This is a genomic window from Paraburkholderia sp. BL18I3N2 (assembly GCF_003001875.1).
GTDB classification, from domain to species: Bacteria; Pseudomonadota; Gammaproteobacteria; order Burkholderiales; family Burkholderiaceae; genus Paraburkholderia; species Paraburkholderia phytofirmans.
Genome location: NZ_PVNC01000007.1, coordinates 401,534 through 413,496 on the forward strand (window position 1 = coordinate 401,534; position 11,963 = coordinate 413,496).

General features: G+C 66.2%; 9 protein-coding genes. 4 read left to right on the forward strand and 5 right to left on the reverse strand.

The window, feature by feature from the left end; all coding sequences use genetic code 11:
* The first annotated feature begins 284 nt into the window (after positions 1 to 284).
* Both B0G75_RS21620 and fumC read left to right on the forward strand, forming a co-directional pair.
* A complete protein-coding gene (locus tag B0G75_RS21620; protein ID WP_106310125.1) occupies positions 285 to 1,904 on the forward strand; it encodes a phospholipase D family protein in 1,620 nt (539 codons plus the stop codon).
* Positions 1,905 to 1,919: 15 nt separating this feature from the next.
* Positions 1,920 to 3,320, forward strand: a complete 1,401-nt coding sequence (gene fumC / locus B0G75_RS21625) for a class II fumarate hydratase (RefSeq protein WP_106309938.1) — start codon at positions 1,920 to 1,922, stop codon at positions 3,318 to 3,320.
* Positions 3,321 to 3,458: 138 nt separating this feature from the next.
* Here the strand turns inward: fumC and B0G75_RS21630 are convergent, their stop codons facing one another.
* The 4 genes from B0G75_RS21630 to B0G75_RS40760 all read right to left on the reverse strand — a co-directional run bounded on the left by B0G75_RS21630 (position 3,459) and on the right by B0G75_RS40760 (position 6,885).
* A complete protein-coding gene (locus B0G75_RS21630; RefSeq protein WP_012433922.1) occupies positions 3,459 to 3,965 on the reverse strand; it encodes an acyl-CoA thioesterase in 507 nt (168 codons plus the stop codon).
* A gap of 146 nt (positions 3,966 to 4,111) precedes the next feature.
* Positions 4,112 to 5,368 (reverse strand): GlxA family transcriptional regulator, encoded by a 1,257-nt coding sequence (locus tag B0G75_RS21635; protein ID WP_106309940.1) that lies wholly within the window; start codon positions 5,366 to 5,368, stop codon positions 4,112 to 4,114.
* Entirely contained in the window at positions 5,368 to 6,624 is a 1,257-nt protein-coding gene (locus B0G75_RS21640) for an MFS transporter (protein WP_106309943.1), read from the reverse strand. The genes B0G75_RS21635 and B0G75_RS21640 overlap by 1 nt, the downstream gene beginning before the upstream one ends.
* A 117-nt stretch (positions 6,625 to 6,741) precedes the next feature.
* Positions 6,742 to 6,885, reverse strand: a complete 144-nt coding sequence (locus B0G75_RS40760) for a hypothetical protein (protein ID WP_012433925.1) — start codon at positions 6,883 to 6,885, stop codon at positions 6,742 to 6,744.
* A gap of 226 nt (positions 6,886 to 7,111) precedes the next feature.
* On the opposite strand from B0G75_RS40760, the gene B0G75_RS21645 reads away from it, so the two are divergent.
* Together B0G75_RS21645 and B0G75_RS21650 are read left to right on the forward strand one after the other, a co-directional pair.
* Positions 7,112 to 7,831, forward strand: a complete 720-nt coding sequence (locus B0G75_RS21645) for a helix-turn-helix transcriptional regulator (RefSeq protein ID WP_106309946.1) — start codon at positions 7,112 to 7,114, stop codon at positions 7,829 to 7,831.
* Between the two features lie 182 nt (positions 7,832 to 8,013).
* Entirely contained in the window at positions 8,014 to 10,665 is a 2,652-nt protein-coding gene (locus B0G75_RS21650; RefSeq protein ID WP_106309949.1) for a DUF6600 domain-containing protein, read from the forward strand.
* A 108-nt stretch (positions 10,666 to 10,773) separates the two neighbouring features.
* Here the strand turns inward: B0G75_RS21650 and B0G75_RS21655 are convergent, their stop codons facing one another.
* Positions 10,774 to 11,745, reverse strand: a complete 972-nt coding sequence (locus tag B0G75_RS21655; RefSeq protein WP_106309952.1) for a thymidylate synthase — start codon at positions 11,743 to 11,745, stop codon at positions 10,774 to 10,776.
* Positions 11,746 to 11,963 lie beyond the last annotated feature (218 nt).

Sequence of the window (11,963 nt, forward strand, 5' to 3'; positions counted from 1 at the left end):
ATGTGCATAGCCTGCACGATCGTGCAGTCGACGATTACTTCTGCCGTTGCGTCCACAACGTAACGGCAGACCTCGCAACGCGCGTGATCCAACGCGAAAATGCCGTCGCCGCGACCATCTGCAAGAACAAAAGCCCGTCAGCCTGATTCCCCTTAGAATGCATTTCTCGACAGCGTGAGCCATTCACCCGCTGCCGCCATGAGAAACCAACAAACTAGGGGAAACGCGTGCCGTCGCATCAAGATCAAAGCTGGGCCGCACTGCAACGCTCGCGCGCGTCCGGCATACCCCGAAGCAAGTCCGCCTGGGGAACAACGAGACATTTCTTCCTGCTGTGTTGCGCAACGGCATTTTTGACTGCCTGCGCGACAAGGCCTCCCGCCACCGCATTCGACCGTCAAGTCACCCACGCACTCCCCGCCACGGAAAAAACACCGCTGCATACGGCGCTCGCGCCGCTCGAAGCAGCGCATCCGGATCAATCCGGTTTCCGTGTCCTCGCAAGCGGCACCGACGCCTTGCAGATGCGCATCGCGCTTGCGCGCGCCGCGACCAAGACCCTCGACATGCAGTACTACATCGCCAACGAGGACACCACCGGCAAGCTGCTGCTCGGCGCCGCGCTCTATGCGGCCGACCACGGCGTGCGGGTGCGCATGCTGGTCGACGACCTGAACTTCAAGGACATCGACCAGTTGATGGCGGGCTTGAACTCGCACGACAACATCGAGATTCGCGTCTTCAATCCGTTCGGCAGCGCGCAGCAAGGCGTATTCGAACGCACGACCAACGTGTTCACGCAGATCGGCCATTTCACGCGCCGCATGCATAACAAGGCGATGATCGCGGACAACCAGATCGCGATCGTGGGCGGCCGCAATCTCGGCGACGAATACTTCAGCGCGAGCGAAACGCTGCAGTTCCGCGATCTCGACGTGCTGGCCGCCGGCCCGATCACCGCCGACGTTTCCGCAAGTTTTGACGACTACTGGAACAGCAGCATCGCCTATCCGTTGCGCGTGCTGAACAAGCAGAAGTTCGACGCGAAGGAATTGGACCAGACGCGCGACGACTTGCGTCAACACTGGCGCACCAACGCCGATCCGTACAACGCCAAGCCGCTGAACGCAACGCCGCTCGCTACGCAGATCGCCAACGATCAGCTCGGCCTGACCTGGGCGCCGGCCGAATTCAAAGCGGACTTGCCGGAGAAGATCGTGCATCCGTCGCCGGATTACGTGAGTCCGCCGATGCAGCGGCTCCGCGAATTGATGCACGACGCGCAGAAGGACTTCCTGATCATTTCGCCCTACTTCGTGCCGCACGATTCGGGCGTCAAGGCGGCCGGGGAACTGACGCATCGCGGTGTTCGCATCGCCGTGCTGACCAATTCGCTCGCCGCCACCGACGCGGTCGCCGTGCAGGCGGGCTACAGTCCGTTCCGGGTGCCGCTGCTGAAACAGGGCATCGAGTTATACGAATTCAGGCCGCAGCAGGACACGCCCACCGCGGGCGTGGCCGGCTCGCAGTCGCGCGCCAGTCTGCATGCGAAAACCTATGTGATCGACCGCAAGATTCTGGTGATCGGCTCGATGAATCTCGACCCGCGTTCGGCCAATCTGAACACTGAACTGGCGCTGGTGATCCACAGTCCGGCGCTCGCCGAACAGGTCGCGGGAATCTTCGAGCGCGCTACCGGCCCCGAGGAAAGCTACCGGGTCACGCTCGCCGACGACGCGCAACTCGCCTACCTGCGCTCGATCGGCGCGCCGCTCTCGCCGCTCGTGTGGACCGACGTCGAAAACGGCACGCGCCGCACCTACATATTCGATCCACAGGCCGGCTTGTACCGGAACGCGCTAACAGGTCTATTCTCCCTATTGCCCGTCAACGCAGAACTTTGATCAGCGGAGTGGAACATGACTGAAGACGTACGAATGGAGCGTGACACGTTCGGCGAGATCGCCGTGCCGAACGCCCGTCTATGGGGCGCACAGACTCAGCGCTCACTGCAGAACTTCCGCATTTCGACCGAGAAGCAATCGCCCGAACTGATCGTCGCGCTCGCCGTCATCAAGCGCGCCGCCGCCGAAGTCAACCTGGGCCTCGGCGTGTTGGACGAAAGCAAGGCGAAGGCGATCATGCAGGCCGCCGACGAGATCATCGACGGCAAGCATCCGGATGAATTTCCACTCGCCGTCTGGCAGACCGGCTCCGGCACGCAGACCAACATGAACCTCAACGAGGTGATCGCGAATCGCGCGAGCGAGTTGCTCGGCGGCGTGCGCGGCGAAGAACGCAAAGTGCATCCGAACGACGACGTGAATCGCGGCCAATCGTCGAACGACGTGTTTCCGACCGCCATGCACGTGGCTGCGGCGTATGCAATCGTCAAGCATTTGCTGCCGGCGCTGAAGACGCTGCGCGACACGCTCGACGGCAAGGCGAAGGCGTTTGCCGGCATCGTCAAGATCGGCCGCACGCACTTGCAGGACGCCACGCCGCTCACGCTCGGTCAGGAGTTTTCGGGCTACGTTGCGCAACTCGATCACGGCATTCGTCACGTGGAAACGGCGCTGCCGCATCTGTACGAACTGGCGCAGGGCGGCACCGCGGTCGGCACCGGTTTGAACGCGCATCCGCAGTTCGCGGACAAGGTGGCGGCCGCTATTGGCAAGCTGACCGGTTTGCCGTTCGTGTCCGCACCGAACAAATTCGAAGTGATGGCTGCGGCCGATGCGCTGGTATTCGCCCACGGCGCGCTGAAGACGGTGGCGGCGAGTCTGAACAAGATCGCCAACGACGTTCGCTGGCTCGCGAGCGGCCCGCGTTGCGGCCTCGGCGAACTGTCGATTCCGGAGAACGAACCGGGCAGCTCGATCATGCCGGGCAAAGTCAATCCGACTCAATCCGAAGCATTGACGATGCTGTGCGCGCAAGTGTTCGGCAATGATGTCGCGGTGAATATCGGCGGCGCGAGCGGCAATTTCGAGCTGAACGTGTTCCGGCCGATGATCGCGCACAACGTGCTGCAATCGGTCCGCCTGCTCGCCGACGGCGCGCGCAGTTTCAACGACAACTGCGCGGTCGGCATCGAACCGAATCACGAACGCATCGATACCTTGCTCAACGAATCGCTGATGCTGGTGACGGCGCTCAATCCGCACATCGGCTACGACAAGGCCGCGAAGATCGCCAAGAAGGCGCACAAGGAAGGCACCACGCTGAAGGCGGCGGCGCTGGCGCTCGGTTTCGTCACCGAGCAGCAGTTCGATGAGTGGGTGCGGCCGAAGGATATGGTCGGCAATTCGGCGAGTTAGGTAACTGCGCGATCACGCTCGGGCGGCCTGGCCGACTTGGCTGACTTGCAGGCCGCAAGCCCAGCGTGCTTCAAAACAACAGCAGTCCGCGCGGATTTCAACTTCCCGCGGACCGCGAGCGGCGCCTCCGGGCGTCGCTTAAACCTTCCCCTGCGCCACCTCTTCCGGCTTCAGTTCGACGATCGCGTCGAGCGCTTCCTTCACGTCTATCGCGTACCTGGCGAGGCGCTTCTGTTCGTCCGTTTCCGGCACGAAGGCCGGCACCGGCACCGGCTGGCCGTTTTCGTTGACGGCGACCATCACGATCAGACAATCCGTGGTTTGCAGCAGTTCGCCGCCCTTCGGATCGCCCGCCTGCACCGAAACATGAATGTGCATGCTGGTGCGGCCCGTGGCCACGACCCGGGCGCGCAGCTCGACCAGGTTACCGACCAGAATCGGCCGGCGAAAGCGGATATTGCCCACGCTGACCGTCACGCAGTAGCGACCGGACCACACCGCCGAGCACGCGTACGCGGTTTCGTCGATCCACTTCATCAACGCGCCGCCGTGCACCTTGCCGCCGAAATTGACCGAGCTCGGCTCGGCCAGAAAGCGGAAAGTGGTTTCGGAACGATCCAGTGGCGCTACGGAAGGGTTGCTCATCTTGACTCCGGTCAATCGGATGCATTGAAAGGAGGCGATTATACGAGCGCAATATTGACCCGTCGTGGCTGGGATGCGGCGCGTGGGAGAAGTCCCGAGGGAGCGCGGGTTTGGCTTGCGGGGAGCTTTCGACTGTGGATGCGCGCTCAACTCGCCTCGGCAACGTCTGGGGCGGCCTCGGAAACAGGCCCGTTCTGCGGCGCGGCCGCCGACATGAAGCGCTCGCGGTAATCGAGCGGCAGCACGCCGAAACGTCGCAGAAAAGCCCGCCGCAAGTTCTGTTCGCTGCCGAATCCGCAGTCGAGCGCGATTCGCTTGAGCGGGCGGCGCGATTCGGCGAGCGCGCGCGAAGCCGCTTCCAGACGCAACGCCGAGACGGTTTTAGCCGGCGTGCGGCCGACCTCGTCGACGTAGCGCCGCGCGAAGGTGCGCGGGCTCATCCGGGTTCGTTCGGCGAGCCGCTCGACCGACAGGTCGTCGCGCAAATGCGCCGTCATCCAGCTATGCAGCGCCTCGAACGGCCCGTTCGCCGACGCCTGCGCCGCCAGCGCCGCACTGTACTGGGACTGCCCGCCCGGCCGCTTCATGAAAACCACCAGCCGCCGCGCCGCCTGCATCGCGACCGCGTGACCGACGTCCTCCTCGATCAGGGCCAGCGCCAGATCGATGCCCGCCGTCACGCCCGCCGACGTCCAGACGACGCCATCGCCTTCCTGACGGCCGGCATCGCGGATAAAGATCGGATCGGCATCCACGTGGACGTTGGGAAACCGGCGCGCGAGGCGCGGCGCGTCGCGCCAATGCGTGGTCGCGCGGCGGCCGTCGAGCAGGCCCGCCGCCGCCAGATAGAACGCGCCGGTGCATACCGAGCACACGCGCCGCGCACGCGGCGCATGGCGCCGGATCCACGCGACGAGTTCCGGTTGCAGCGTGCAATGTTCGTCGACGGGGACGCCGGGAACGATCAGCGTGTCGATCGGCTGGTCGTCGAGCGAATCCAGCCGGTCGGTGACGATCGGCAAGCCAGGGAAAGTCTGCAGTATGCCGCCGTCGATCGAGGCGACCGTGGTGCGGTAGGCCACCGGCTGGGGTACGCGGCTACCCGGGCTGGGCGAACTGGCCGGGCCGGCTGCACTAGCCGCACTGTACGAATTAGCCGCGTCGTCCGAGCCAGGCGAACTCGCCGACTTACCTGCACTAGCCGAATTCGCCGCACTACCGCATATGCCCGATCGGCCCGCGTCGCGGGCGACTCCCTCGTCGTTGTCCACGGCTTGAGCGACTCCCGCTCCCGCCGTCCCGGCGATCGTCAACTCCGCGCGCCAGAACGCCTCCAGCGGTCCGCAGGCGTCGAGCAGCACCAGATCCGGTGCGACCGCGAAAACGATATGACGCGCCGCCATCAGGACATCTCCGCCATTAACCGCCGCTTGCGCGACCACGCGTACCCGAGCGTGGCCAGCGCCGCCGCCGCAAGCAGCGGAAATATCGCGGCATTGATCGTCGCCCAGCCGAAACGGGCCAGCAATTGACCGGCGAACAGCGACCCCAGCGCGGAAAACGCGAACGTCGTGAACTCGCTGGTGGCCTGTGTCTTGGCCCGCTCGGACGGCCGGTACGATTGCGCGAGCAGCGTCGAGCCGCCGACAAACATGAAATTCCAGCCCACGCCGAGACAGGCGAGCGCCGCGTAGAAATGCGGCAGATCGGTCGAACGCAACGCGAGTACGCCGCACAGCGCCGACAGCGCAATGCCCGCGCCGATCACCCGCAGCACACCGAAGTGTTTGATCAGCCGCGCGGAAAAAAGCGACGGCGCGAACATGCCGACCAGGTGCCACTGGATGATCTGCGCGCCATCGCCGATCGTGTGGCCGCAGGCGACCGCGGCGATCGGCGTCGCGGTCATCACGAACATCATCACGGCGTAGCCGAGCGCGTTGTTGGCGAGCGCCGCCGCGAAGATCGGCTGCCGCACAATTTCGCCGAGCGGCCGCGCCGCCTCGTGAGTCGCCGCCGTACTCGCGATGGGCGCCGCGTCGCGATACAGCAGCGTTAGCAACGCTATCGAGAAAAGCCCGAAGCCCGTTACCAGCGCATACGAACCCGCGAATGCGACCGGCGCCAGCCAGTCCTTGCTCCACGCGGCAAGCAGCGGCCCGCAAACGGCGGCCACCACGCCGCCCGCCAGCACGGTCGAAATCGCGCGGCTTTTATCGTCGATGCCGACCGCGTCGGCGGCGGCCAGGCGGTAATACTGCGCGAACGCCTGGAACACGCCGACTGTCGACGTGCCGGCGCAGAAGGCCCAGAAACTGTGGTGAAAGATCGCCCACACCGAAATCGCGCCGCCTAGCGCGCCGACGCCCGCGCCGAGCACGAAGCCCGCGCGGCGGCCGATGCGCGCCATCAGGAACGACGCGAAGATCGTCGTCAGCGCGGCGGCGACGGTGATCAGCGAGAACGGCAGCGTGGCGAGCGCTTTGTCGTCGGCAAGCGTGTAGCCGACCAGGCCGGTCAGCGTCAGATCGATCGATACCGACGAGGTGTACAGCGCCTGGCACACGGCGAGCACGCGCGCGGCGCGCCGGTCGTGCGGATCGGTGTCGCGCAGGCCGGTTGAATGGGCCGGAACGGTGGAAGCGGCGGACGGTGGCATCGATAGGCCGCAAGGCGGTGGAAGTGAGTTAATCCCGATCGTTACATGAGCGCCGATGGCAGAGATGCCAATGATGCATCAATTTCTGCCAGCCGTGACTAGCCGCCGACCGCTCGCCTATTTGCGGACCGAGATGCCTTCGTCGATGGTGCCGTACATCGTGATGCTGCCGGTGCCCGCGCCCGATCCCGACGCCGCGCCGCCCTGCGCGCATGCGCCGAGCAGCAAAGCTGCGGCAAGGACGGCAAGAAGAGTTTTCATGGCTGCGTGTTTCCTGCTAGGACAGGCTTCGATTCTAGCCTGGCGGTCTTGGGCGGCACCGGAGCGCGGCCCGGGGCCGACGCCGAACCCGCAACACCCTCCCCGTCTGCCAGGTTTTCGTAGCCGCCGCATTCGACACTTCACGCTAAGCTGAAACATCGAATCACGCAGCCCGATACAGTGGACTACATCGCGCGACAAACGCGCCGCTCTCCGGAGACATCAGATGCCCGCCACCCTCGCAGACGAACAGAACCAGAACCATTTCCCCGGCTTGAGCCGCATCGGCGCACTGCTCGCCGATCCCGGCCGCGCCGCCATGCTGTGGGCTCTGATGGACGGCAGCGCTCGCCCGGCCGGTGAGCTGACGATGATCGCCGGGCTCTCGCCGTCGGCGGCCAGCGCCCATCTCGCGCGCCTGACCGACGGCGGCCTGCTCGCGCTCGAAGTGCGCGGCCGGCATCGCTATTTCCGGATCGCGTCGCCGGACATCGCCGCGTCGATCGAAGCGCTCGCCAACGTCGCTGAACTCAGCGCGCCGCAGCGTCCCGTGCCGCGCCCGGTGCGCACCGTGCCGCTCGACATGCGCTACGCGCGCACCTGTTACGACCATATGGCCGGCGAATTGTCGGTGCGCGTGTTCGAGCAGCTGGTCGAACGCGGCCTGCTGACGCTGCACGGCACGTCGCTGGAAGCCACCGCCGATGGCGTCGCCCGCCTCGCCGACTGGGGCATCGACATGTCGGCCCAGAAAACCCGGCGCCGCCGCTTTGCATGCACCTGCCCCGACTGGAGCGAACGGCGTCCGCACCTGGGCGGCGCCCTCGGCGCTGCGCTGCTCGATTCGTGGACGTCGCACGGCTGGGTCGAGCGCACCGAGCGGCCGCGAATTCTGCGCATCACGCCGGCCGGGCATCGTCATTTCGACGCGTTTCTCGCTGCGTGACGCGCGGCTGACTGCCTGACGCGCTTACAGGAAATCGGCAACCAGCTTACGAATCGCCTTGTCGAGACCTTTTGTTACACGGTGGTGAGGCGGCCTTACAAAAGTGGGGCTCTTGAAACAAACGCCACGGGTACAGTGACTGCACGGATGCCGCACGATGCCGCGTCCGTCGGAGATAAATCATGAGAACAGTCAACCCACGCCGCTATTCGAACCGCCGGGTTATCGGCTATACGCTGATCGCAGCCGCCACCTTCCTGCTGGCAGGCCAGGCCACCTTCGCCCAGGAAATCGAGGAGGCGCCGCAGAGCGCCGCCGCCACGCAGAACACCGATCCGCCTGGCCGCGTCGCGCGCCTGAACTACACGGCGGGCGCCGTGACAACCGAACCGGCCGGCGCCACCGACTGGTCGTACGCGCAGATCAACCGCCCGCTCACCACCGGCGACCAGTTGTGGAACGATCAGAACGCCCGCTCGGAGCTCCACATCGGTTCGACCGCGGTGCGCCTTGGATCGTCCACCAGTCTCGACCTGCTCAATCTCGACGACAACAGCGCCCAGCTCAAAGTCGCGCAGGGCACGTTGTCGGCGCGCGTGCGCGAGCTCGCGCCGGGTTCGTCCTATGAGATCGATACGCCGAATCTCGCACTCAGCCTCAACGGTCCCGGCGACTATCGCGTCGACGTCGCGCCGGACGGCAGCAGCACGACCGTCACCGTGCGCAGCGGCGGCGCGACGGTATACGGCGACAGCGGCCAGGTGCCGGTCGCGGCCGGCCAGCAGATCCGCTTTGGCGGCACCAACCTGCAACAGGTCGCCGACAACGGCGCGCCCGGCCTCGACGCCTTCGATCAGTGGGCCGCCGGGCGCGACGCGGCGGAAGACCGCTCGGTGTCGGCGCGCTACGTGTCGCGCGACATTCCCGGCTACCAGGACCTCGACGCCAACGGCACGTGGCAAAGCTCGCCGCAATACGGCGAAGTATGGGTGCCGCGCGGCACGCCCGCCGGCTGGGCGCCCTATCACGACGGCCACTGGGTCTGGCAGGCGCCGTGGGGCTGGACCTGGGTCGACGACGCGCCGTGGGGCTTCGCGCCCTACCACTACGGCCGCTGGGCTCAGGTCGACGACACGTGGGCATGGGTGCCGGGACCGGTGGCGGTCAGCGAGCCGCCCGTCTACGCGCCGGCCCTCGTTGCCTTCGTGGGCGGCGGCGGCGGCGGCGTGAACTGGGGTGTGGATCTGGCGATCGGCGGTGCGGTCGCCGCCGGCGTCGCGTGGTTCCCGCTCGGGCCGGGCGAGCCGTGGCATCCGCATTGGGGCGGTCACGATCACTGGAGTCCCGGCTACTACAACCGCGTCAACCGGACGACGATCGTCAACAACTACAACCGCAACGTGAATGTGACCAACATTCACAACACGTACATCAACTACCGCGCGCCGGGCGCCGTGACCGCAGTGCCGGCGACGGCCTTCGTGCACGGACAGCCGGTCGGGCGCTTTGCCCAGAAGGTCGATCCGCGGCAATGGCGCAACGCGCAGATCAACCCGGGCGGTCCTGGCATCGCGCCGGTGCGGGAGAGTTTCGGCCCGGGCCAGCGCAACGCGAATTACCGGCCGCCGGCGGCGGTGATGACGCGTCCGGTGGTGGCGACGCGCAGTCCGGCGATGCCGGCGGCCTACCACGACAGCCTCGCGCAGCGTTTCGCGCGAAGCGGCGGACGGGTGCCGGGCGGCGGTCAGCCGATCGTGCGGACCTCGGTGCCGGCGCACATGGCGGGCGGACCGAGCGCTCTGCCGGTGCAGAACGTGCGGGTCGTGCAGTCCCATATCGCCGGACGTGCGCCGGGCATGGCTGCGGGCGCGCCGGGTGAACCGAATGGGATGCAGCAGCGGCCGGGCGAAGCCCCGCGCGGTGGAGAGCAGCAAGCGCGTCCAGGGATGCCGCCGGGTGCGCCGGGTGGAGCTGGCGCTATGCAACAGCAAGCCGCTCAGCGGCCGGGTGAAGCACCGCATGGCGGCGAACCGCAAGCGCGGCCGGGCATGCCGCCGCAGATGGCCAACCAGCGGCCGCAGCCTGGCGAGGCGGGACATCCGTCGAACGGTGTGCCGCGTCCGCCGCAAGCGAACGGCGGCAATCAGGCGGGGTTTGCACAGCAGCAGCAGCGGGGAATACCGCACCAGGCGGGTCAGCAGCCGGGCGTGAACGAGCGTCACGAGCCCGCCTGGACTCAGCCGCACACGCCGATGGCGCAGCAAGCCCAGCAGCGCGGTGGTCCGCAGCCGCAGGCCGGACGGCCGGAGTTCGCGCAACAGCCCGGCGCGCAGCAGCACGGCGCGGCGAGTCCCGGGGAAAATCCGGCGGCCCAGCAGCAGCAGCAGCAGGCGCGTCAGCAGGAAAGTCGGCCGCAGCCGCAACCGCGGCCGCCGCAGCAGCAGGCCCAAATGCAGCGTCAGCCTGAACCGCAGGCGCCGCGTCCGGCAGAAACCCAGGCGCAGCAACAGCCGCGTCAGGAATATCATCCGCAGCCCGTGCAGCAGCCGATGCAGCAGCCGCGCCAGGAACCGCGTCCGGAGCCGCGTCAGCAGCAGGCGCAGCAGCAACCTCGGCCGGAGTTTCATCCGCAGCCGCAGCCTCAACCGCAGCCGCGCCAGCAGCAGGTGCAACAACAGCCCCGGCCGGAGTTTCATCCGCAACCGCAGCCTCAACAGCAGCCGCACCAGGAACCGCGTCCGCAGCAGGCGCAGCAGCCGCGTCCTCAGGCACAGCCGCAGCACGGTGACCAGCATTCGGGCGGCGGCAACCACGACGAGCATCGCAAAGGCTGAGCCGCCTTCCGCCTGCAAGTCGGCAGAGAGCGTAAAAAAAACCGCCGCGATTTACATCGCGGCGGTTTTTCTTTATGCGAATGGGCCGCTTGCCGACCCGGCCGACGATCAAACGGCCATCGGCGCCGTGAGCGGCTCGTGATGCCGGTAGCCGACCAGCGAGAAATCCGACGGCTCGATCTTTTCAAGCCATTCCGGCTCGTACACGCCGGTTTTCTCATACTCCGGCACGCGCTCCGAGATCGCGAAGGTTGGGCTTTCGTATGGCTCGCGCTTGAGCTGCTGCTGCAACATGTCGAGCTGATTTTCGTAGATGTGCGCGTCGCCGATGAAATAGGTGAACCAGCGCGGCGTGTATCCCGTCAATCGACCGACCAGATGCAGCAATGCCGCGCCTTCGGTCAGATTGAACGGTGTGCCGAGCCCGATATCGTTACTGCGAATGTACAGGCACAGCGAAATCTCCCTGGTCACGACATTCGGCAGGAACTGATACAGCAGATGGCAAGCCGGCAACGCGATCTGGTCGAGTACCGCCGGATTCCACGCATGAAACAAAATGCGCCGGTCCGCAGGGTTCTGCATGATCGTGTCGAGACACTGGCGCAGCTGGTCGATCGCCTTGTACAGCAGGATTTTGTTGCTGCCGTCTTCTTCGAATTCGGTCACCACCTGGAAGCCGCGCGCGGTCGCGTCGGCCAGCTGCGCCCCCGCGTTCGCGTCCAGCACCTTGTAGGCGGGCCACTGGCGCCACTGCACGCCGTACACGTCGCCGAGATCGTCCGGACCCTGCCGGTAGGGATTGGCGAGCCATTGCGGATTCTGGTTGGCATTCGCGTCCCACACCTTGCAGCCGAGATCGCGGAAATCCGCCGCGCTGCGCGAAGCGCGCAGGAACCCGACCAGTTCGCCCACCGCCGATTTGAACGCCAGCTTTTTCGTGGTGACCGCGGGAAAACCTTGCTGAAGGTCGAAGCGCAACATCGCGCCCGGCATGCTGATGGTGCGGATGCCAGTGCGGTTCTCCTGCCACGTGCCGGTGTCGAGAATCGTGCGGACGAGGTCGAGGTATTGTTTCATTCGGGTTCCTTCGACGAGACGCGTGCCGGCTTGATCCGGGCGCCACGGAGATTGAGCGGAAAACCCGATTTTAACAAGCGCGGCGGGACGACGCCCGGGCGTGACGCGCGGCATCGGAAAGATCGCGAGAAAAGATGAGGCGAGGTGTTGCGAGATTGGCGCGAGCGCACGGCATGAAACCGGTCGCGGGGTCGAAGAATCGCTCGATACGCTGAAGG